This is a genomic window from Streptomyces enissocaesilis (genome assembly GCF_039533765.1).
Classification (GTDB): Bacteria; Actinomycetota; Actinomycetes; order Streptomycetales; family Streptomycetaceae; genus Streptomyces; species Streptomyces enissocaesilis.
This window is the reverse complement of sequence record NZ_BAAAUD010000051.1, coordinates 37458-60176: the sequence shown is the minus strand read 5'-3', so window position 1 is coordinate 60176 and position 22719 is coordinate 37458. Positions and strand designations below refer to the sequence as shown.

The window sequence follows — 22719 nt, the reverse complement described above, 5'->3', positions numbered from 1 at the left end:
CAGGCCTCTGCCGCAGTACACGCAGCTCCCGGAGGCACCGTGCCGCCGGGAGCTGCACCACTTGCCACCACCGGCCACCGCTGTGGCCGCCGACGATGTGACGCGGGGGAGACAGGCGATGACGGCCGAGCTGGTCCGGGGGCAGAACCACCCCCTGCCCCAGGCCCGTTTGGAGATCCGGGTGTCGGCCGGCAAGCCGGTCGTGGCCGGTGCCACCCTCGGCGACGAGCAGGGCACCGTACGCGGTACGGAGTGGGTCGCCCACCCCGGCTCGCCGAACCTCCCCGGGCTCGAAGTGTCCCGGCAGGCCGCGGCCGACCACCGGCTCGCCGTGGACCTCGGCGCACTGCCCGAGACCGTGCACCGGGTGACCATCCTGCTCGCCCTTTCCCCGGGCGCGGGCGGTCCGGACCGCTTCGGCGCCCTCGCGGCGCCCTTCGTCTCCGTCACCGGGCTCGACGGCTCCGAGGTGGCCAGTTACACCGTGACCGGGCTGGACAGCGAGTCGGCGGTCGTCGTACTGGAGCTCTACCGCAGGCAGGGCATCTGGAAGGTGCGCGCCGTCGGACAGGGCTACGCGGGCGGTCTCGCCGAGATGCTGGGCGACCAGGGCCTCGCACAGGCCCACGAGCTCGCCGCCGCCATCCAGGACGCGGTCAGCAGCGGTATGGCCCGCTCGGTCGCGGCGCCCCCGCCCCGCTCCCAGGACGGTGACCGGACACGCCGTACGCCGTCCCGGACGGCGAACGGCGGACACGACGCGCAGACCGACGCCCCGCCACCGCCCACAGCTGTTCCCGCGCCGCCGCACGCTCCCGCCCCCTCGCCCGCGGCGGCGAGCGGCCCGGACAGCGGTGCGCCGCAGACAGCGCCCGGCAGCCCCATCGACTACGCGCATCCGCGCCGCCGGAACACCGCGCCCCCGCCCCCGCAGCCCACCGCGCCGCCGGCCCCGCCGGGACAGCACCCGCAGCCCGTCGCGGGCGACGCGGCCGGCTGGTCCATGGACGAGCGGCTGTACAACCAGGTGTGGGGCATGTTCGAGGACCTGGCCCGCACCACCGCGGCGTACCGCAGCGCGGTGGACTTCGCCGAGTCCCGGATGGAGCAGGAGCTCGACAAGGCCCTCTCCGACCCGCGCAGCCGGATCGGCACCGCCGGTGACACCGCTCGCGCGACGGCCCGCGCCAAGCACGACGAACTCGTCGGCCGGGCCCGCGACGCACTGGAGCGCGACCTGTCCCAGCTCGCCGCCGAGTCCGACGTCGTCGAACCCGCCCTGCCCCCCGCCTTCGCCTCCTGGGACAACCCGGTCTGGCACGGCTACCGGGTCCCCATGGAGATCCCGATGGCGCTGCGCGTCGGCGACCTGCACCTGCCCGAACGCCCGGACCTGCGCATTCCCATGCTGCTGCGCCTGCCGCTGGAGCGCGGCCTGTGGATCGACAGCGGCCGCTCCGGTTCCGGGGCCGCGCTGATGCTGGAGTCCGACCAGCTGCGCAGGGCGGCCATGGAGTCGGCTGTCGCGCACGCGGCACGCCTGCTGGCGGTGTATCCCGCGGATGGCTTCACGGTCCATGTCATCGACCCGGCGGGCACGGGCGCCCCCGCGCTCGCCCCGCTGACCGAATCGGGGGTGCTCGACGCGCCGCCCGCGGCCGGTGCCCAGGGCGTGGCGGCGGTGCTGGCCGAGCTCACGCAGCGCGTGGACCTGGTCCAGATGGCGATCCGGGGCGGGGCGGCGGACTCACTCCCGCCCGGCCTGGACACGGCCGAGCAGCTCCTGATCGTCAATGACTTCCCGCACGGCTTCGACGACCGAGCCGTGACCCAACTCCGCTATCTGGCCGACGAGGGGCCGTCGGTCGGCGTGCATCTGATGATGGTTGCCGACCGCGAGGACGCGAGCGCGTACGGCCCGGTGCTCGACCCGCTGTGGCGGGCGCTGCTGCGTGTCACACCGGTGCCCGACGACCACCTGATCGACCCGTGGGTCGGTCACACCTGGACGTACGAACCGCTGCTGCCGCCAGTGGGCAGCCAGGTGGTACGGCAGGTGCTGGCACAGGTGGCGGCGGCGAGGCGATAACTGCAAACTCCCCACTGACCAGCGCTTTTGAGTTCCCCTTAGTCATCCCTTTACCTTCTCTTGGGTTTTCCTGTACCCTTCCAGGAGCGGAGGGGAGTACTCCCGGCTGCGACGTACTCGTCAATACGGACCGCCATCGGTCCCGGGGCGTCGGCCCGGGGCGCGGGAAGCGCCCGGGTGGAAGAGACCTCCGGCAGCGACGACGCTGAATGAGTTGCCGTAGCTACCTGCCGGAGGCGCAGTGGACGTTTCTATGACCCTTTGGGCACTGACCATTCTTGGTCTGGTCGCCCTGATCGCCGTCGACTTCCTCATCGGGCGCAAGCCCCATGACGTATCGATCAAGGAAGCCGGAACCTGGACGGTCGTCTGGATCGTCCTGGCCGTGCTCTTCGGCCTGGGGCTGCTGATATTCGGCACCGCGCAGGCGTCCGGAGAGTTCTTCGCCGGCTTCATCACCGAGAAGTCGCTCAGCGTGGACAACCTCTTTGTCTTCGTCCTGATCATGGCGAAGTTCTCGGTGCCGTCCCAGCTCCAGCAGCGCGTGCTGCTCATCGGTGTGCTGATAGCCCTGGTGCTGCGTGCGATTTTCATCGCCGCCGGTGCCGCGGTCATCGCCAACTTCTCGTGGGTCTTCTACATCTTCGGCGCGTTCCTGATCTACACCGCCTGGAAGCTCATCCAGGAGGCGCGCGCGGACGAGGAGGAAGAGGCTTTCGAGGAGAACCGTCTCCTCAAGTCGATCGAGAACCGCTTCGGTGTCGCCGACAGGTACCACGGCACCAAGCTCTTCATCCGGAACAACGGCAAGCGCGTTCTGACGCCCCTGATGGTCGTCATGCTCGCCATCGGTACCACCGATGTGCTGTTCGCGCTGGACTCGATCCCGGCGATCTTCGGCCTCACCCAGGACCCGTACATCGTCTTCACCGCCAACGCCTTCGCTCTCATGGGTCTGCGGCAGCTGTACTTCCTCATCGGCGGACTGCTCAAGAAGCTGGTCCACCTGAGCTACGGCCTGTCGGTCATCCTGGGCTTCATCGGCGTCAAGCTCGTGCTGCACGCCCTGCACGAGTCCGGGGTGCACGTTCCCGAGATCTCCATCCCCTTCTCGCTGACGGTCATCTGCGGCGTGCTGATCATCACCACGATCACCAGCCTCATCGCCAACAAGAAGACGGAACAGCGCGCCGCGGAGGCCGGGACGGCCGAGGCGGCCGACAAGGAGAGCGTCGAGTCCTGACCGCTCGCGACACCCGGGTTTCCCGCACCGGCCGGTGCGGGCGGAGCGATCCGCCCGCACCGGCCGCTGTGTGCAGGGGGCGCGGGGGATCAGGCCGGGGCGGCCTCCACCACCGGAGCGGGCACGGGCCTGGTCTCCGGCAACAGCGCGAAGCACGCCAGGCTCAGCAGTGCGAGGGCGGTGAGATACGCGGCGACGCCCCACGGAGGCCCTTCGCCGTGTGCCATCGCCGTCGCGACGAGCGGGGTCAGAGCGCCGCCGAGGACCCCTGCCAGGTTGTAGCCGACAGCCGCGCCCGTGCAGCGCACCCTCGGCTCGTACAGCTCCGGCAGATAGGCGGCGACCACCGCGAACATGGTGATGAAGGCCAGCATCGCCCCCAGGAAGCCGAGGAACATCAGCAGCGGCTCGGCGGTGTGCAGCAGCGCCACCATCGGGAACATCCACAGCGCTGCCGCCGTGCAGCCCGCCAGGCACAGTGGTTTGCGGCCGTAGTGGTCGCCGAGCATCGCGGCGAACGGAGTGGCCGCGCCCTTGACCGCCACGGCCGCCATGATGCAGGTGAGCATCACCGTACGGCTGACGCCGAGGTGCTCCGTGGCGTACGAGAGGGACCAGGTCGACACGGCGTAGAACAACGCGTATCCGACGGCAAGCGCGCCCGCCGTGAGCAGAACGAGCCGCCAGTGGCCGCGTACGACCTCGGTGAGCGGGGCACTCGCGCGCTGCCCCGTCTCGGCGAGCTGCTTGAACTGCGGGGTCTCCGGTACGGACGTACGCAGCAGGAGTCCGGCCGCGGCCAGCAGGCCGGCCGCCCAGAACGGCACGCGCCATCCCCACGCCGCGAACTGCGCGTCGGTCAGTGAGGCCGAGAGGGCCAGCATCACGCCGTTGGCCAGGAGGAAACCGACGGAGGGGCCGATCTGGGGGAAACTCGCCCACAGTCCGCGGCGGTTCGCGGGGGCGTGCTCGGCGGTCAGCAGCACCGCGCCGCCCCACTCGCCGCCGAGTCCCAGACCCTGCAGAAAGCGCAGCACCAGAAGGAGTACGGGCGCCGCGACTCCGATCGACCCGTACGTCGGTACGCAACCGACGGCGACGGTCGCGATTCCCGTGAGCAACAGTGAGGCGAAAAGGACAGGACGGCGTCCGTAACGGTCGCCGATGTGCCCGAAGACGACAGACCCGAGCGGTCGTGAAATGAAACCGACGGCGAAGGTGCCGAACGCTGCGAGCGTTCCCGCGAGCGGTGAAAAGGTCGGGAAGAAGAGCGGCCCGAGAACGAGCGCGGCGGCCGTTCCGTAGACAAAGAAGTCGTAGAACTCGATGGCTGTTCCGGCGAGCGACGCGGTGGCGAGGCGGGCCATGGAGGGAGGTCGTTCTTGGTGCATGCGGCCACAACTGCCCGCCGCGAACTGCGGTTACGGGGCGCGTGGAAGCAACGGAAGCAGTCCCACCGGTTCGTGAGGCACTTCACGAGCCGGTGCGCGCTCTACCAGCCGCGTTCGCGCCACTCGGGCAGGTGCGGGCGCTCGTTGCCGAGCGTGGTGTCGTTGCCGTGGCCGGGGTAGACCCAGGTCTCGTCCGGAAGCCGGCCGAACAGCTTCTCCTCGACGTCCCGGATCAGGCTCGCGAAGGCCGCCGGGTCCTTCCACGTGTTGCCCACACCGCCGGGGAACAGGCAGTCCCCGGTGAAGACGTGCGGGTGTCCGTGCGGGTCGTCGTAGACCAGGGCGACGGAGCCGGGGGTGTGCCCGGCCAGATGACGGGCGGTGAGCCTCACGTGTCCGACCTGGAGGGTGTCGCCGTCGTCGAGCAGGACATCGGTCGGGACGGGGATGCCTTCCGCGTCGTACCGGCCCGCGTACGTACGCGCCCCCGTCGCCTCGACGACCTCGGCAAGGGCCTGCCAGTGGTCGCCGTGCCGGTGGGTGGTGACGACGGACGTGATGCCGTCGTCACCGATCAGCCGGAGGAGGGTGTGCGGTTCGGCGGCCGCGTCGATCAGCAGCTGCTCGTCGGTCTCCCGGCAGCGCAGCAGATACGCGTTGTTGTGCATGGCCCCGACCGCGACCTTGGAGATCATCAGGTCCTTGAGCTCGTGCACATCCGCAGGACCGCCGACCCTGACCGCTCCGCTGTACGTCATGGAGTCAGCCTATAGCGGGGGCAGTGCCGGCAGCGGGGCCCCGGCGGCGTCGAGCGCGGCCCCGTCGCGGCGGCCCGCGAGCCAGCCCAGCAGACCGGGGGCGGTGCCGGTGACGGTCACGGGACCGCCTTCCGTGCTTCCCGTACGCCACTGCCGTCCGTCGGTGCTGTTCAACGCGATCGCGGGCACGTCGGGGTGCCCGGAGAAGCGTTCCGCGAGGAACGCGATCTCGCGTTCCGTGAAGTCTTCCGGCAGGTCCTCCAGTTCGTAGCCGACCCCCAGGTCGACATGGTGCAGCTCGACCTCGACGAGACGGCGGAAGGGGATGCGGGAGGCCGCGTCCGTGACGCCGTTGCGCAGGGCGACCGTGCGGGACCAGTCGGCAGGAGCGGCGGCCGCCTCCTGGAAACGCGCCGCGCTGTCGCGCACGTCCTCCAGCTGTGCGGCGAGCGGACGCGGGGCGCCCTGCTCGATGTCGGCGTCGCGGACCTGGGCGTCGGCGTACATGGGCCGGCCCTCGAGAACGTTCACGAGGGCGTCCGCGTTGCGGGCGACATGGGCCAGCACGTGACCGCGGGTCCAGCCGGGCAGCCGTGACGGTTGCGTCACAGCGGCGTTGTCCAGCTTGCCGGTCGCGGCGAGGAGCCGGTCGGTCGCTTCGCGTACAGAGACCAGGTCGCGCACGTGATCGTTCATGGCTCCGACGATAGTCCGGCCACACGATCGGGTGAAGCTGTTCGGGTGAGGCCGTAAATCGAATGCACGTGCTATAGGCTCGTCGGAGGCATCAGGAATCCTTACCACCTCGCTGTGGTTACCCCCATAGTCTGAGAACCGGGGGCTCAGTCCTCTCTGCCTCTCTCAAGAAAGGTGCGGACCGGCGTGGCCGACCGTCTCATCGTTCGTGGCGCTCGCGAGCACAACCTCAAGAACGTCTCGCTCGACCTCCCGCGTGACTCCCTCATCGTGTTCACCGGGCTCTCCGGATCGGGCAAGTCCTCCCTCGCGTTCGACACGATCTTCGCCGAGGGGCAGCGCCGGTACGTCGAGTCGCTCTCCTCCTACGCCCGTCAGTTCCTGGGCCAGATGGACAAGCCCGACGTGGACTTCATCGAGGGTCTGTCGCCCGCGGTGTCCATCGACCAGAAGTCGACCTCGCGCAACCCGCGCTCGACGGTCGGCACGATCACCGAGGTGTACGACTACCTCCGCCTGCTGTTCGCCCGTATCGGCAAGCCGCACTGCCCCGAGTGCGGCCGTCCGATCACGCGCCAGTCGCCGCAGGCCATCGTCGACAAGGTGCTCGAGCTGCCCGAGGGCAGCCGCTTCCAGGTCCTGTCCCCACTGGTGCGCGAGCGCAAGGGCGAGTTCGTCGACCTCTTCGCCGACCTCCAGACCAAGGGGTACAGCCGCGCCCGGGTCGACGGCGAGACCATCCAGCTGAGCGAGCCGCCCAAGCTCAAGAAGCAGGAGAAGCACACCATCGAGGTGGTCATCGACCGCCTGACGGTGAAGGACAGCGCCAAGCGCCGGCTCACCGATTCGGTGGAGACCGCCCTCGGGCTGGCCGGCGGCATGGTCATCCTCGACTTCGTCGACCTTCCCGCCGACGACCCCGAGCGTGAGCGGATGTACTCCGAGCACCTCTACTGCACCTACGACGACCTGTCGTTCGAGGAGCTGGAGCCGAGGTCCTTCTCCTTCAACTCGCCCTTCGGCGCCTGTCCGGACTGCACCGGCATCGGTACGCGCATGGAGGTCGACCCGGAGCTGATCGTCCCGGACGAGGACAAGTCCCTCGACGAGGGCGCGATCAGCCCCTGGTCCCACGGGCAGTCCAAGGACTACTTCGCGCGCCTCGTCGGCGCGCTCTCCGACGCCCTCGGCTTCCGTACGGACATCCCGTGGGCGGGACTGCCGCAGCGTGCCAAGAAGGCCCTGCTGCACGGGCACAAGACTCAGATCGAAGTCCGCTACCGCAACAGGTACGGGCGCGAGCGGGCGTACACCACGTCCTTCGAGGGCGCGGTGCCGTTCGTCAAGCGGCGCCACTCCGAGGCCGAGAGCGACTCCAGCCGGGAGCGCTTCGAGGGCTACATGCGCGAGGTGCCCTGCCCGACCTGCCACGGCACCCGCCTCAAGCCCCTGGTCCTCGCCGTCACGGTCATGGAGAAGTCCATCGCCGAGGTCGCGGCGATGTCGATCAGCGACTGCGCGGAGTTCCTGGGCAAGCTGACGCTGAACGCCCGTGACAAGAAGATCGCCGAGCGCGTGCTCAAGGAGGTCAACGAGCGGCTGAAGTTCCTGGTCGACGTCGGCCTCGACTACCTGTCGCTCAACCGCGCGGCCGGCACCCTGTCCGGCGGCGAGGCCCAGCGCATCCGGCTCGCCACCCAGATCGGCTCCGGCCTCGTCGGCGTGCTGTACGTCCTGGACGAGCCGTCCATCGGCCTGCACCAGCGCGACAACCACCGCCTCATCGAGACGCTGGTCCGGCTGCGCGACATGGGGAACACCCTGATCGTCGTCGAGCACGACGAGGACACCATCAAGGTGGCCGACTGGATCGTCGACATCGGTCCGGGCGCGGGCGAGCACGGCGGAAAGGTCGTCCACAGCGGCTCCCTCAAGGAACTGCTGGACAACAAGGCGTCCGTCACCGGCCAGTACCTGGCCGGCGAGAAGTCCATCGCCATGCCGGACGTCCGCCGCCCCGTGGACCCCGCGCGGCAGCTCACCGTCCACGGCGCCCGTGAGAACAACCTGCGCGACATCGACGTGTCGTTCCCGCTCGGCGTGCTGACGGCCGTCACCGGCGTCTCCGGGTCCGGAAAGTCGACGCTGGTCAACGACATCCTCTACACGCACCTGGCACGCGAGCTGAACGGCGCCCGTACGGTGCCGGGCCGCCACACGCGCGTGGAGGGCGACGACCTCGTCGACAAGGTCGTCCATGTCGACCAGTCTCCGATCGGCCGGACACCGCGGTCCAACCCGGCGACGTACACCGGTGTCTTCGACAACGTGCGCAAGCTGTTCGCGGAGACCATGGAGGCGAAGGTGCGCGGCTATCTGCCGGGCCGCTTCTCCTTCAACGTCAAGGGCGGCCGCTGCGAGAACTGCTCGGGCGACGGCACGATCAAGATCGAGATGAACTTCCTGCCGGACGTGTACGTCCCGTGCGAGGTCTGCCACGGGGCGCGCTACAACCGGGAGACCCTGGAGGTCCACTACAAGGGCAAGTCCATCGCCGAGGTGCTGGACATGCCGATCGAGGAGGCCCTGGACTTCTTCGAGGCCGTCCCGACGATCGCCCGTCACCTCAGGACCCTCACCGAGGTGGGTCTCGGGTACGTCCGTCTCGGCCAGTCGGCACCGACCCTTTCCGGCGGCGAGGCGCAGCGCGTGAAGCTCGCTTCCGAGCTCCAGAAGCGTTCCACGGGACGCACGGTGTACGTCCTGGACGAGCCGACCACGGGTCTGCACTTCGAGGACATCTCGAAGCTCATCAAGGTCCTGTCGGGCCTGGTCGACAAGGGCAACTCGGTGATCGTCATCGAGCACAACATGGACGTCATCAAGACGGCCGACTGGGTGGTCGACATGGGTCCGGAGGGCGGCAGCGGCGGTGGCCTGGTCGTCGCCGAGGGCACCCCCGAGCAGGTGGCCGCGGAGCCGGCCAGCCACACCGGCAAGTTCCTCCGGGACATCCTGGGCGACCGCGTGAGCGACGCGACGCCGGCGAAGAAGAAGGCACCGGCGAAGCGGGCGGTGGCGGCGGCGAAACCGGCCCCGGCGCGGAAGTCGGCGACGGTGAAGACGGGCACCGCGAAGAAGGCCCCGGGCGCGACCGCTCCGGCGAAGGCGGCACGCTCCCGCAAGGCATGACGCGCGTTTTCTCTGCGGCCCCTCGCCCGATCCCGGGTGAGGGGCCGCACGCGTGGACGGGCAGGGGGAAAGGCCGCCGGGCTCCGGCCCCATCGGCTCCTGGCCCCATCGGCTCCGACAACCTCGTCGGACGCCTCGGAAGCGCCGCCCTTACGGCGCCAGTTCCGTCGCGTACGGCGGATCCGCGCCCGGCCGGGAGCACGTGACCGCGGCCGCGCGGGCCGCGAAGGTCAGGATGTCGGTCCAGGCGGCCGTGGGCAGCGCCGCCGGCGCCCCCGCCGACAGCGCGCCGTGGGCCGAGAGCCGGTGCAGCAACGCCGCGTTCACCGTGTCGCCCGCACCGATCGTGTCGGCCACCTCGCCCCGTACCGCAGGGACGTCCAGGGCCGTCCCGCCCCGCGTCCGTACCGTCAGCCCTTCCGCGCCCCGCGTCAGCACCACCGCCGCGGGCCCGGCCGCCAGCCACTCCTCCACCGACCCGCCCAGCCACGCCGCGTCGTCCTCCGACAGCTTCAGCAGCGAGACGTACGGCAGCCAGCTCCTGAAGCGGGCCCGGTAGGCGTCCGGCTCCGGGATCAGGCCGGCCCTGACGTTCGGATCGAGCAGGGTGAACAGTCCGCGCTCCGCCTCACGCCGCAGCAGCGCCTCGTACGCGCTCGCCCCCGGCTCCAGCACCAGCGCACACGTGCCGAGCGCCAGCGCCCGTACGCCGGAGGGGAGCGGCGCGGCCGGCAGAGCGAAGAGGCGGTCCGCGCTGCCTTCGGCGTAGAAGCCGTACCCGGCCGACCCGTCGGCGCCCAGCGACGCCACCGCCAGCGTCGTCGGCTCCGGGCCGCGCTGCACGAGCGAGGTGTCCACCCCGGCCGCCCGCAACCCCTCGACGAGAGCCTCGCCGAAGCCGTCGGTCGAGACCCGGGAGCAGAACGCGGTACGGGCGCCCAGCCGCCCCAGGGCGACAGCGGTGTTGTACGGTCCGCCGCCGAGCCGCGGCGCCAGCGGTGCCAGCGCGCCCGCCCCCTGGGGCACCAGGTCGATCAGGGACTCTCCGGCGACGACGATCACGGGCCCGAACGTAACCCATCGCAGCCCGACGGGACAGCCCGCAGAACAGCTTGAGGGAAACCGCGGGACAGCCGCAGGACAGCCGGAGGACGACCGCAGGACGGCCCGCGCGAGAGCCGCCGGTCTCCGCCGGTATCGTCGGGTCTGTCACCCGTCTGCCGCACACCCCTGACCAGTGGAGATCGCATGTCCGGCCAGCCAGCCCCCCGCCGTACCGTGCTGAAGGGCGCCGTCCTCGCCGGCGCGGCAGGACTGGGCGTGGCGGCCTGCTCCACCGAGTCGAAGCTCGGCCACGCCGAGCCGCTGCCGTCCACGCCCGTGAGCCTCGGCGCGGCGGACGAGGTCCCGGTCGGCGGTTCCAAGCTCTACCGCGAGCAGCGGATCATCGTCAGCCGCCCGGCCGAGGGCGAATTCAAGGCGTTCAGCGCGCAGTGCACGCACGCGGGCTGCGTCCTGGACAAGATCGAGAAGCAGGAGGGCAACTGTCCCTGCCACGGCAGCCGCTTCGACGTGACGACAGGGGACGTGCTCCAGGGCCCGGCGACCGTGCCCCTGCCCGCGATACCGGTCAAGGTCGAGGGCGGCAAGCTCGTCGCAGGCCCGGAAGCCTGATCCGCCCCGCCCGCTCCGAACGCCCGCTCCCACCGCTCCGTCCGCCCCGCCCGCTCCGTCCGCCCCACCCGCTTTCCCACCCGCCTTCCCGGCCTCCGGTCGCACCGCGTTGTCACTGCCCGCAAGTAGGGTGTGTGGCATGGCAGACCCCTCCAGCTACCGCCCCAAGCCGGGACAGATCCCCGACTCGCCGGGGGTCTACAAATTCCGCGACGAGCACCGCCGGGTGATCTACGTCGGGAAGGCGAAGAGCCTGCGCCCGCGCCTCTCCTCGTACTTCCAGGACCTGGCCAACCTCCACCCGCGCACCCGCACCATGGTCACCACGGCCGCGTCCGTCGAGTGGACGGTGGTCTCCACGGAGGTCGAGGCGCTCCAGCTGGAGTACTCCTGGATCAAGGAGTTCGACCCCCGCTTCAACGTCAAGTACCGCGACGACAAGAGCTACCCGTCCCTCGCGGTGACGCTGGGCGAGGAGTTCCCCAGGGTCCAGGTCATGCGCGGCCCCAAGAAGAAGGGCGTGCGCTATTTCGGCCCGTACGGACACGCCTGGGCGATCCGCGAGACCGTCGACCTGATGCTCCGCGTCTTTCCCGTGCGCACCTGCTCGGCGGGCGTGTTCAAGAACGCCGCGAGGACCGGCCGCCCCTGCCTCCTCGGATACATCGGCAAGTGCTCCGCGCCCTGTGTGGGCCGGGTCACACCCGGGGAGCACCGGGAGCTGGCCGAGGAGTTCTGCGACTTCATGGCCGGGCGCACCGGCCAGTACCTCAAGCGCCTCGAACAGCAGATGCACGAGGCCGCCGAGGACATGGAGTACGAGAAGGCGGCCCGCCTGCGCGACGACATAGGGGCCCTGCGCCGCGCCCTGGAGAAGAACGCGGTGGTGTTCAACGACGCCACCGACGCCGACCTGATCGCCGTCGCCGAGGACGAGCTGGAAGCGGCCGTCCAGATCTTCCACGTGCGCGGCGGCCGGGTCCGCGGCCAGCGCGGCTGGGTCACCGACAAGGTCGAGGCCGTGGACACCGCGGGACTCGTCGAGCACGCGCTCCAGCAGCTGTACGGCGAGGAGCAGGGCGACGCGGTGCCCAAGGAGGTCCTCGTACCGGCCCTGCCCGAGGACGCCCCCGCGGTCTCCCAGTGGCTCACCGGACGGCGCGGCTCGAACGTGTCGCTGCGCATCCCGCAGCGCGGCGACAAGAAGGACCTGATGGCGACGGTCCTGCGCAACGCCCAGCAGGCCCTCGTCCTGCACAAGACCAAGCGCGCGTCCGACCTGACCACCCGCTCCCGCGCCCTGGAGGAGATCGCCGAGGCGCTCGGCCTGGACTCCGCCCCGCTGCGCATCGAGTGCTTCGACATCTCCCACCTCCAGGGCGACGACGTGGTGGCCTCCATGGTCGTCTTCGAGGACGGCCTGCCCCGCAAGAGCGAGTACCGCCGCTTCCAGATCAGGAGCTTCGAGGGCCAGGACGACGTCCGGGCCATGCACGAAGTGCTCACCCGCCGCTTCCGCCGCTATCTCCAGGAGAAGGAGAAGACGGGGGAGTGGACCGAGGAGAACGGGGCCACGGAGGCCCCCGCCGAACCGGAACCGAACGGGGAGGACGACGGCAGGCCCAGGCGTTTCGCGTACCCGCCGCAGCTCGTCGTCGTCGACGGCGGGCAGCCCCAGGTCGCCGCCGCCCAGCGCGCCCTCGACGAGCTCGGCATCGACGACGTCGCCGTCTGCGGTCTCGCCAAGCGCCTCGAAGAGGTCTGGCTGCCGGGCGAGGACGATCCGGTGGTGCTGCCCCGCAGCAGCGAGGGTCTCTACCTCCTCCAGCGAGTGCGTGACACGGCCCACGACTTCGCCATCCGCTACCAGCGCACCAAGCGCGCCAAGCGCTTCAGGGCAGGACCGCTCGACGCCGTCCCCGGCCTCGGTGAGACGCGCAAGCAGGCCCTGGTCAAGCACTTCGGTTCGGTGAAAAAGCTTCGGTCCGCGACAATCGACCAGATCTGCGAGGTTCCGGGGATAGGCCGCAAGACGGCCGAGACCGTCGCCGCGTTCCTCGCGCAGGCCACGCCGGCCGCGCCCGCCGTGAACACGGCGACAGGAGAGATCATTGAAGACGACGAGGAAGGTGTCGGGGAAGCAGCGGGCGCCGTCGCGCACGCATCCGCGGCCTCCCCGTCGGAACGGGGGCAGCAGGAATGACCGAGCACGACGGAGACGGAGCACACGTGAGTACGGGCACGACCGGGGAGACCGGGCAGACCGGGCACAACGGTGAGACGAACGAGCCGGCCATCCCCGAGCTGGTGATCATCTCGGGCATGTCGGGAGCGGGCCGCAGTACCGCCGCGAAGTGCCTCGAAGACCTCGGCTGGTTCGTCGTCGACAACCTGCCGCCCGCGCTGATCCCCACCATGGTGGAGCTCGGCGCCCGCTCTCAGGGCAATGTCGCCCGCATCGCCGTCGTCGTGGACGTCCGCGGCCGGCGCTTCTTCGACAACCTCCGCGAGTCCCTGGCCGACCTGGACGCCAAGGAGGTCACCCGCCGGATCGTCTTCCTGGAGTCCTCGGACGACGCCCTGGTGCGCCGTTTCGAGTCCGTACGCCGTCCCCACCCGCTTCAGGGCGACGGCAGGATCACCGACGGCATCGCGGCCGAGCGCGACCTGCTGCGCGAGCTGCGGGGCGACGCCGACCTGGTCATCGACACCTCCAGCCTCAACGTCCACGAACTGCGCGCCAAGATGGACGCCCAGTTCGCGGGCGACGACGAGCCGCAGCTGCGCGCCACGGTGATGTCCTTCGGCTACAAGTACGGCCTGCCGGTCGACGCCGACCTCGTCGTCGACTGCCGCTTCCTGCCGAACCCCCACTGGGTCCCGGAGCTCCGTCCCTTCACCGGCCTCAACGAAGAGGTCTCCGGCTACGTCTTCAACCAGCCGGGCGCCAAGGAGTTCCTCGACCAGTACACCGAGCTGCTCCAGCTCATCGCCGCCGGCTACCGCCGCGAGGGCAAGCGGTACGTCACCATCGCCGTCGGCTGCACGGGCGGCAAGCACCGCAGCGTCGCCATGTCCGAGAAGCTGGCGGCCCGGCTCTCCTCCGAAGGCGTCGAGACGGTCCTCGTCCACCGGGACATGGGGCGCGAGTGACCGGACGCAATTTCCGCCTGCGCCGGCTGCGCGGCAGTGATGCCGCGCGGCCGTTGCGCAAGCGCGGCGCCCAGCCCAAGGTCGTCGCCCTCGGCGGCGGCATGGGTCTCTCCGCGTCGCTCACGGCGCTGCGCCGCATCACCGGCGATCTGACCGCGGTGGTCACGGTGGCCGACGACGGCGGCTCCAGCGGGCGGCTCCGCGACGAGCTGGGCGTACTGCCACCGGGTGACCTGCGCAAGGCGCTCGCCGCGCTGTGCGGGGACGACGACTGGGGCCAGACCTGGTCGCGCGTCATCCAGCACCGCTTCTCCAGCCGCGGCGACCTGCACGACCACGCCGTCGGCAATCTGCTGATCGTCGCCCTGTGGGAGCAGCTCGGCGACCATGTCCAGGCCCTCGACCTGGTCGGCAAGCTGCTCGGCGCGCACGGCCGGGTGCTGCCCATGTCCGCCGTGCCGCTGGAGCTCCAGGCGCTCGTACGGGGGCACGATCCCCGGCGCCCCGACGAGGTGGACACGGTCCGCGGCCAGGCGACCGTGGCGCTCACCCCCGGCGAGGTGCAGTCCGTGCACCTGGTCCCGCAGGGCCCGCCGGCCGTCCCGGAGGCCGTCGCCGCCGTCCTCGACGCGGACTGGGTGGTGCTCGGTCCCGGCTCCTGGTTCTCCTCCGTGATTCCGCACCTCCTGGTGCCCGAGCTGCTCGACGCCCTCGTCGAGACGCGGGCCCGTCGGGTCCTGTCGCTCAACCTCGCGCCGCAACCCGGAGAAACCGATGGCTTCTCTCCGCAGCGTCATTTGGAGGTTTTGGGACGACACGCCCCTAAACTCGCCCTGGACGTGGTGTTGGCCGACGAGGCTGCCGTGCCCGATCGTGAGTCCCTCGCCGATGCCGCCAAACGGTTCGGAGCCGCGGTCGAGCTGGCGCCGGTCGCCGCGCCCGACGGTTCCCCGGTTCACGATCCGGAGCTGTTGGCCGCCGCGTACGACCGTATTTTTCGGATGCATGGAAGGATCGGCCCATGGCGATGACGGCAGCGGTGAAGGACGAAATCTCCCGGCTCCCCGTCACCCGGACCTGCTGCAGGAAGGCGGAGGTCTCGGCGATTCTTCGGTTCGCGGGCGGGCTGCACCTGGTGAGCGGCCGGATTGTGATCGAGGCGGAGCTGGACGTGAGCTTCGCCGCCCGCAGACTCAAGAAGGACATTCTTGAGATTTTCGGGCACCACTCGGAGCTGGTGGTGATGGCGCCGAGCGGACTGCGCCGCGGTTCCCGTTATCTCGTACGGGTGGTGGCGGGCGGCGACCAGCTGGCGCGCCAGACCGGCCTGGTCGACGGCCGCGGCCGGCCCATCCGAGGGCTGCCCCCGCAGGTCGTCTCCGGCGCCACCTGCGACGCCGAGGCCGCCTGGCGCGGCGCGTTCCTCGCCCACGGTTCGCTCACCGAACCCGGCCGTTCCTCCTCGCTCGAGGTCACCTGCCCGGGGCCCGAGGCCGCCCTCGCCCTGGTCGGCGCCGCCCGCCGGCTCTCCATCGGGGCCAAGGCGCGCGAGGTGCGCGGCGTGGACCGCGTCGTCGTACGGGACGGGGACGCGATCGGCGCCCTGCTGACCCGCCTCGGCGCGCACGAGTCCGTGCTGGCCTGGGAGGAGCGGCGGATGCGCCGCGAGGTCCGCGCCACCGCCAACCGCCTGGCCAACTTCGACGACGCGAACCTGCGCCGCTCCGCGCGGGCCGCGGTCGCCGCGGGCGCCCGGGTGGGGCGTGCGCTGGAGATCCTCGGTGACGAGGTGCCCGAGCACCTCGCCGCCGCCGGGCGGCTGCGCATGGACCACAAGCAGGCATCCCTGGAGGAGCTGGGCGCGCTGGCCGATCCGCCGCTGACGAAGGACGCGGTCGCCGGCCGGATCCGCCGTCTGCTGGCCATGGCCGACAAGCGGGCCCAGGATCTCGGCATCCCCGGTACGGAGTCCACGATCACCGAGGAAATGGCCGACGGGCTGATCGGCTGATCCGCCCCTGCCGTACGACTGGCCGCTGCCGGCGCCCCACGGGGTGCCGACAGCGGTTTTTCACACCCCTGACGCGCTATTGACATGACCATGGACTGTCATGAGCCTGGCGCTTGTTCACTTACGTGGCAGACAACAGCAAGGGTGGCTCATGAGACGCAGAGCGAGATCGGTCCTCGCAGCGGGCGCGTTGCTGCTCGGCGGTGTGGCGGTGGCACCCGTCGCGCAGGCGGAGGGGGCGGGGAACACCGGCTCGGGAAGCACCGGATCGGCGAGCGCCGGAGCGGACGGCGCCGACGCGGTCAAGGTGTTCAACGCGGACGTCACCAAGGAGCAGATCCCCCTGCTTCTGGCAGCCGGTCAGGACGCCCACGAGATGGGCGAACGGGCGCCGGAGAAGGGCACGGCGCGCGTCGAGCTCTTCCTCACCGACGCCCAGGCCCAGGACCTGGCCGCCAAGGGCGTCAGGAACCTCACCGAGCGCAAGGTCTCGGCGAGGACGCAGTCGCGCCTCGCCGCCGCCGGGGACGGCGTCTACCGCCCGTACAGCGGCAAGGGCAATCTCCAGGAGGAGATCGTCAGGACGGGGCAGGCGCACCCGGGCCTCACCCAGGTCGTCTCCATCGGCAAGACCCTCCAGGGCAAGGACATCCTCGCCCTCAAGCTCACCAAGGGCGCGAAGAAGACCAAGGACGGCGCCAAGCCCTCCGTGCTGTACCTGTCCAACCAGCACGCCCGTGAGTGGATCACCCCGGAGATGACCCGGCGGCTGATGCACCACTACCTCGACCGGTACGGCAAGGACCGCCGCATCACGAAGATCGTGGACTCCACCGAACTGTGGTTCGTGCTCTCCGCCAACCCGGACGGCTACGACTGGACCCACGACCCGGACGGCGACCGGCTCTGGCGCAAGAACATGCGCGACATCGACGCCGACGGCAAGTACACCGCGAGCGACGGCGTCGACCTCAACCGCAACTTCGCGTACAAGTGGGGCTACGACAACGAGGGCTCCTCGCCGAACCCCGCCAGCGCCACCTACCGCGGCGCGTCCCCCATGTCCGAGCCCGAGACCCGGGCGCTCGACCGCTTCCAGAAGCGCATCGGTTTCGAGTACGGCATCAACTACCACTCCGCCGCCGAACTGATCCTCTACGGCGTCGGCTGGCAGGTCGCCACCCCGACCCCCGACGACGTGCTCTACAGAGCGCTCGCGGGAACGCCCGAGAAGCCCGCCGTTCCCGGGTACCACCCGCAGGTCTCCTCCGAGCTCTACACCACCAACGGCGAAGCCGACGGGCACGCGGCCAACGTCAACGGCACGATGATGTTCACCCCCGAGATGACCACCTGCCAGACGGCGTCGAACATCGACCCCGACGACCGGTGGAAGCCGGAGGAATGCCAGTCCGGATTCAACTTCCCCGACGACGAGGAACTGATCCAGGCGGAGTTCGCCAAGAACGTCCCCTTCGCCCTCTCCGTCGCGGAGACCGCCGCCCACCCCGACCGGCCGTCCTCGCCCGTCGGCATGGACGCCCCCGACTTCACGCCCGACACCTTCACGACCTCCTACGCGACACGCGGCGGTGACCAGGAGGTCGCCGTGACGGCCCGCAGGTCCGTACGCGACAAGGAGCTCAACTACCGCGTCAACGGAGGCCGTACGCAGGACGAGGACCTGGAGCGCTGGAAGGGCGGCGAGACGTACGGCGGCGAGGACAACCTCTGGTTCGACGAGTACCGCGCGGAGGTCGAGGACGCCGGACCGGGCGACACGGTGGAGGTCTGGTTCACCGGCCGCACCAGGGCGGGCAAGCGCACCTCCAGCGAGCACTTCACGTACACGGTCGCCGAGCGTTCCCGCGCGGACACCCTGGTGATCGCCGAAGAGGGCGCACCCGCGCAGCACGCCCAGAAGTATGTCGACGCCCTCAGGGCGAACGGCCGCACCGCCGCCGTCTGGGACGTCGCCGCCCAGGGAGCGCCGCACGCCCTCGGCGTCCTCTCCCACTTCCGCACCGCTGTCCACTACACCGGTGCCAAGGCGCCCGCCGGCCCCACCCAGCTGGCCGTACGCGCCTTCCTCAACGAGGGCGGCAAGCTGATCGAGGCCGGTGAGATGGCGGGCGGCAACGCGGTCGTCGGTCCGGCCGTCACCAACGACTTCAGCCAGTACTACCTGGGTGCCTACGGGCGTACGAACGCCGGCGGTGCCACCGGATTCACCGGCGCGGGACCGCTCGCGGGAACGGCCGGCCCGCTCACGGGAGCGCCCGGAAACCCGCTGGACGCGGCGGGCGCGTACACCGTCACCTCGGACACGCTGCCGGCGGAGCGGTTCCCGCAGTTCCGGAGCGCGCAGGCGGGCCGGTACGCCGGAATCACCAACCCGTACGCCCCGCACACGGGCCAGTGGATGGCGGCCGCCGCGCACGAGGACGGCGACTGGAAGCGCCTCGCCCGTACGGTCGACCTCACCGCGGTGAGCGCCGCCGACAAGCCGCAGCTGCGTCTCGCCCTCAACTGGAACACCGAGGACGCCTACGACCACGCGGTCCTGGAGGCGCACACCGAGGGCGCCGAGGACTGGACGACGCTCCCCGAGGCGGGCGGCGCCACCAGGACGACCGTCCCGGCCGAGTGCGAGCAGGGCTACTTCATCAACGGACACCCCTTCCTGCGGCACTACCTCACCCTGGAGGCGGGCGGCTGCAGGGCGACCGGCACCACCGGTGCCTGGAACAGCCTCACCGGCTCGTCCGGCGGCTGGAAGCAGGTCTCCTTCGACCTCAGCGCCTACGCGGGCAAGAAGGTCGAGCTGGCGCTCAGCTCCATCACCGACCCCGGCAGCGGCGGCCGCGGCGTCTTCGTGGACGACGCGCGGCTGGCCGTCGGCGGGGCCGACAGGGAGAGCGAGGGCTTCGAGACCTCGCTCGGCGCCTGGACGGTTCCCGGGGCCCCGGCCGGAAGTCCGGCTGTCGGGGGCGACTGGGCCCGGTCGGGAGAGCTGTTCAAGTCCCATGCAGCAGTCACTACGCGTGACACCGTTCTGTTCGGGTTCGGCCTGGAGCACGTGCCGGACGCCGCGGAGCGGAACGCGCTGCTGGGCAAGGCGCTGGCTTCGCTGCGGCGCTGACCCCGCAACGGTTGTGCGCTGACTCTGCGTAACCGGTCCCGGAAGGACCGCAGGTCCCGGCGGTCCGTACTCCTACTGGGGAGTACGGACCGCCGGGCCGCGTCCGGGTCCGCTCGATGTCACCCACAGCGCCACGTAGAGGTAGGGTCGGAAGCGGTCGGGGACATCCCATACATCTCGCCGGCGTCGAAACCCGGCGTACCAACGAGGAGATCGGTTTCGTGACGATCCGCGTAGGCATCAACGGCTTCGGCCGCATCGGGCGCAACTACTTCCGGGCGCTGCTGGAGCAGGGTGCGGACATCGAGATCGTGGCTGTCAACGACCTGGGTGACACTGCGACCACGGCACACCTTCTGAAGTACGACACCATTCTCGGCCGCCTCAGGGCCGAGGTGTCGCACACGGCGGACACCATCACCGTCGACGGCCACACCATCAAGGTGCTGTCCGAGCGCAACCCGGCGGACATCCCGTGGGGCGAGCTCGGCGTCGACGTCGTGATCGAGTCCACCGGCATCTTCACCAAGAAGGCCGATGCCGAGAAGCACCTCGCAGGTGGTGCGAAGAAGGTCCTCATCTCGGCTCCGGCCAAGGACGAGGACATCACCATCGTGATGGGCGTCAACCAGGACAAGTACGACGCGGCCAACCACCACGTCATCTCCAACGCCTCCTGCACCACCAACTGCGTGGCGCCGATGGCCAAGGTTCTCGACGAGAACTTCGGCATCGTCAAGGGCCTGATGACGACGGTGCACGCGTACACCAACGATCAGCGCATCCTGGACTTCCCCCACTCCGACCTGCGTCGCGCACGCGCCGCCGCCGAGAACATCATCCCGACCACCACGGGTGCCGCCAAGGCCACCGCGCTGGTCCTCCCGCAGCTCAAGGGCAAGCTCGACGGCATCGCGATGCGCGTCCCGGTCCCGACCGGCTCGGTCACCGACCTGGTCATCACGCTGGAGCGCGAGGTCACCAAGGACGAGATCAACGCGGCCTTCCAGAAGGCCGCCGAGGGCGAGCTCAAGGGCATCATCGAGTACACGGTCGACCCGATCGTGTCCTCCGACATCGTCAACGAGCCGGCGTCCTGCACCTTCGACTCCTCGCTGACCATGGCCGAGGGCACCCAGGTCAAGGTCATCGGCTGGTACGACAACGAGTGGGGCTACTCCAACCGCCTCGTCGACCTCACGGTCTTCGTCGGCAGCCAGCTCTGACCCGTCCGGCAGGCACCTCGATGTGAGCACAGGGCTCGGCCAGCGCAACGCGGCGCTGGCCGGGCCCTGTCACGTGTCTTGTCTCCCAAGGAGTCCAGTAACAGATGAAGACGATCGACGAACTTCTCGCCGAAGGGGTCGAGGGCAAGCGGGTATTCGTCCGCGCCGACCTCAACGTGCCGCTCGACGGCACCACCATCACCGACGACGGCCGCATCCGGGCCGTCCAGCCGACGATCGAGAAGCTCGCCGCCGCGGGCGCCCGCGTCGTCGTCGCCTCGCACCTGGGCCGCCCCAAGGGCGCCCCGGAGCCGGCCTTCTCGCTCGCCCCCGCCGCCGCGCGCCTCGGTGAACTCCTCGGTACCGAGGTCGCCTTCGCGACCGACACGGTCGGCGAGTCCGCCGAGGCCGTCGTCGCGGGCCTCGGCAACGGCAAGGTCGCCGTCATCGAGAACCTCCGCTTCAACGCCGGCGAGACCTCGAAGGACGACGCCGAGCGCGGAGCCTTCGCGGACCGGCTGGCCGAGCTCGCCGATGTGTACGTCGGCGACGGCTTCGGCGCCGTGCACCGCAAGCACGCCTCGGTCTACGACCTTCCGGCCCGCCTCCCGCACGTCGCCGGCGGCCTCATCGCCACCGAGGTCGGCGTCCTGAAGAAGCTGACGGAGGACGTCGAGCGGCCGTACGTCGTGGTCCTCGGCGGCGCCAAGGTCTCCGACAAGCTCGGCGTGATCGACCACCTGCTGGAGAAGGCCGACCGCATCCTGGTCGGCGGTGGCATGGCGTACACCTTCCTCAAGGCCCAGGGCCACGAGGTCGGCATCTCGCTGCTCCAGGAGGACCAGGTCCCGACGGTCCTGGAGTACCTGGAGCGCGCCGAGGCCAAGGGCGTGGAGTTCGTGCTCCCCGTCGACGTCCTGGTCTCCGCGGAGTTCCCGGACCTCAAGACGAAGGCTCCGGCCAACCCCACGACGGTCGCCGCGGACGCCATCCCGGCCGACCAGGAGGGTCTGGACATCGGTCCCGAGACCCGCAAGCTGTACGCATCGAAGCTCGCCGACGCGGCCACCGTCTTCTGGAACGGCCCGATGGGCGTCTTCGAGCACCCCGACTACGCCGAGGGCACCAAGGCGGTCGCCCAGGCCCTCGTCGACAGCCCCGCCTTCACGGTGGTCGGTGGTGGCGACTCCGCCGCCGCCGTCCGCATCCTGGGCTTCGACGAGAACGCATTCGGCCACATCTCGACCGGTGGCGGCGCCAGCCTCGAATACCTCGAGGGCAAGACGCTTCCCGGTCTCGCCGCACTGGAGGACTGACCCTCAATGACTGTTATCGGCCAAGGCCGCACCCCGCTGATGGCGGGCAACTGGAAGATGAACCTCAACCACCTCGAGGCCATCGCGCACGTCCAGAAGCTCGCCTTCGCGCTCACCGACAAGGACTACGACTCCGTAGAGGTCGCGGTCCTGCCCCCCTTCACCGACCTGCGGTCCGTGCAGACGCTGGTGGACGCCGACAAGCTCAAGATCAAATACGGCGCCCAGGACATCTCGGCGCACGACTCCGGCGCGTACACCGGTGAGATCTCGGGAGTGCTGCTCGCCAAGCTCAAGTGCGCGTACGTCGCCGTCGGGCACTCCGAGCGCCGGCAGTACCACAACGAGACCGACGAGGTCTGCAACGCCAAGGTGAAGGCCGCGTACAAGCACGGCCTGACCCCGATCCTGTGCGTCGGCGAGGGCCTCGACGTCCGCAAGGCGGGCAACCAGGTCGCGCACACGCTCGCCCAGCTCGACGGCGGCCTCGAGGACATCCCGGCCGAGCAGGCCGAGTCCGTCGTGATCGCGTACGAGCCGGTGTGGGCCATCGGCACCGGCGAGGTCGCCACCCCCGAGGACGCGCAGGAGGTCTGCGGAGCGATCCGCGGCCGTCTCGCGGAGCTGTACTCGCAGGAGCTGGCCGACAAGGTCCGCATCCAGTACGGCGGCTCGGTCAAGTCCGGGAACGTCGCCGCGATCATGGCGCAGCCGGATGTCGACGGGGCCCTGGTGGGCGGCGCGGCGCTGGACGCAGACGAGTTCGTCAAGATCATTCGGTTCCGCGACCAGTGAGTAGGCCGTAGAGCCGATCCGTCGTACCCTGGC

Annotated in this window: 16 protein-coding genes; 12 read left to right on the top strand and 4 right to left on the bottom strand. The window is 70.3% G+C overall.

The window, feature by feature from the left end; translation table 11 throughout:
- Positions 1-118: 118 nt before the first annotated feature.
- Together ABD374_RS26090 and ABD374_RS26085 are read left to right on the top strand one after the other, a co-directional pair.
- Positions 119-2089: a TerD family protein gene (locus ABD374_RS26090; RefSeq protein ID WP_344498058.1), complete on the top strand. Its 1971-nt coding sequence runs from the start codon at positions 119-121 to the stop codon at positions 2087-2089.
- Between the two features lie 241 nt (positions 2090-2330).
- The gene (locus ABD374_RS26085) at positions 2331-3332 is read left to right on the top strand and encodes a TerC family protein (protein WP_344498057.1); all 1002 of its coding nucleotides are present in this window, start codon (positions 2331-2333) and stop codon (positions 3330-3332) included.
- Positions 3333-3421: 89 nt separating this feature from the next.
- Here the strand turns inward: ABD374_RS26085 and ABD374_RS26080 are convergent, their stop codons facing one another.
- The 3 genes from ABD374_RS26080 to ABD374_RS26070 all read right to left on the bottom strand — a co-directional run bounded on the left by ABD374_RS26080 (position 3422) and on the right by ABD374_RS26070 (position 6177).
- Positions 3422-4699 carry an MFS transporter gene (locus ABD374_RS26080; protein ID WP_344498056.1) on the bottom strand — a complete coding sequence of 426 codons (1278 nt, stop codon included), beginning with the start codon at positions 4697-4699 and terminating at the stop codon, positions 3422-3424.
- A gap of 125 nt (positions 4700-4824) precedes the next feature.
- Positions 4825-5481 carry an MBL fold metallo-hydrolase gene (locus ABD374_RS26075; RefSeq protein WP_344498055.1) on the bottom strand — a complete coding sequence of 219 codons (657 nt, stop codon included), beginning with the start codon at positions 5479-5481 and terminating at the stop codon, positions 4825-4827.
- Positions 5482-5490: 9 nt separating this feature from the next.
- Complete coding sequence (locus ABD374_RS26070; protein ID WP_344498054.1) at positions 5491-6177, bottom strand: maleylpyruvate isomerase family mycothiol-dependent enzyme; 687 nt, start codon at positions 6175-6177, stop codon at positions 5491-5493.
- A 186-nt stretch (positions 6178-6363) separates the two neighbouring features.
- Between ABD374_RS26070 and uvrA the strand changes: the two genes are divergently transcribed.
- Positions 6364-9369 carry an excinuclease ABC subunit UvrA gene (gene uvrA, locus ABD374_RS26065; RefSeq protein ID WP_344498053.1) on the top strand — a complete coding sequence of 1002 codons (3006 nt, stop codon included), beginning with the start codon at positions 6364-6366 and terminating at the stop codon, positions 9367-9369.
- A gap of 150 nt (positions 9370-9519) precedes the next feature.
- On the opposite strand, the gene ABD374_RS26060 is transcribed toward uvrA, so the two are convergent.
- Positions 9520-10431 carry a carbohydrate kinase family protein gene (locus tag ABD374_RS26060; protein WP_344498052.1) on the bottom strand — a complete coding sequence of 304 codons (912 nt, stop codon included), beginning with the start codon at positions 10429-10431 and terminating at the stop codon, positions 9520-9522.
- Positions 10432-10617: 186 nt separating this feature from the next.
- Between ABD374_RS26060 and ABD374_RS26055 the strand changes: the two genes are divergently transcribed.
- The 9 genes from ABD374_RS26055 (at position 10618) to tpiA (ending at position 22686) form a co-directional block, all read left to right on the top strand.
- Entirely contained in the window at positions 10618-11043 is a 426-nt protein-coding gene (locus ABD374_RS26055; RefSeq protein ID WP_344498051.1) for a Rieske (2Fe-2S) protein, read from the top strand.
- Positions 11044-11182: 139 nt separating this feature from the next.
- The gene (gene uvrC / locus ABD374_RS26050) at positions 11183-13246 is read left to right on the top strand and encodes an excinuclease ABC subunit UvrC (protein WP_344498050.1); all 2064 of its coding nucleotides are present in this window, start codon (positions 11183-11185) and stop codon (positions 13244-13246) included.
- Positions 13243-14196, top strand: a complete 954-nt coding sequence (rapZ, locus tag ABD374_RS26045; RefSeq protein WP_344498049.1) for an RNase adapter RapZ — start codon at positions 13243-13245, stop codon at positions 14194-14196. Before uvrC ends, rapZ begins: the two co-directional genes overlap by 4 nt.
- Positions 14193-15227: a gluconeogenesis factor YvcK family protein gene (locus ABD374_RS26040; protein ID WP_344498048.1), complete on the top strand. Its 1035-nt coding sequence runs from the start codon at positions 14193-14195 to the stop codon at positions 15225-15227. Before rapZ ends, ABD374_RS26040 begins: the two co-directional genes overlap by 4 nt.
- Positions 15218-16207: a DNA-binding protein WhiA gene (gene whiA / locus ABD374_RS26035; RefSeq protein WP_093801389.1), complete on the top strand. Its 990-nt coding sequence runs from the start codon at positions 15218-15220 to the stop codon at positions 16205-16207. Before ABD374_RS26040 ends, whiA begins: the two co-directional genes overlap by 10 nt.
- Before the next feature lie 151 nt (positions 16208-16358).
- Positions 16359-19349 (top strand): M14 family metallopeptidase, encoded by a 2991-nt coding sequence (locus tag ABD374_RS26030; RefSeq protein ID WP_344498047.1) that lies wholly within the window; start codon positions 16359-16361, stop codon positions 19347-19349.
- A 221-nt stretch (positions 19350-19570) separates the two neighbouring features.
- Complete coding sequence (gap, locus tag ABD374_RS26025) at positions 19571-20575, top strand: type I glyceraldehyde-3-phosphate dehydrogenase (protein WP_344498046.1); 1005 nt, start codon at positions 19571-19573, stop codon at positions 20573-20575.
- A 104-nt stretch (positions 20576-20679) separates the two neighbouring features.
- The gene (locus ABD374_RS26020) at positions 20680-21891 is read left to right on the top strand and encodes a phosphoglycerate kinase (RefSeq protein ID WP_344498045.1); all 1212 of its coding nucleotides are present in this window, start codon (positions 20680-20682) and stop codon (positions 21889-21891) included.
- Between the two features lie 6 nt (positions 21892-21897).
- Complete coding sequence (gene tpiA, locus ABD374_RS26015; RefSeq protein WP_344498044.1) at positions 21898-22686, top strand: triose-phosphate isomerase; 789 nt, start codon at positions 21898-21900, stop codon at positions 22684-22686.
- Positions 22687-22719: the final 33 nt, after the last annotated feature.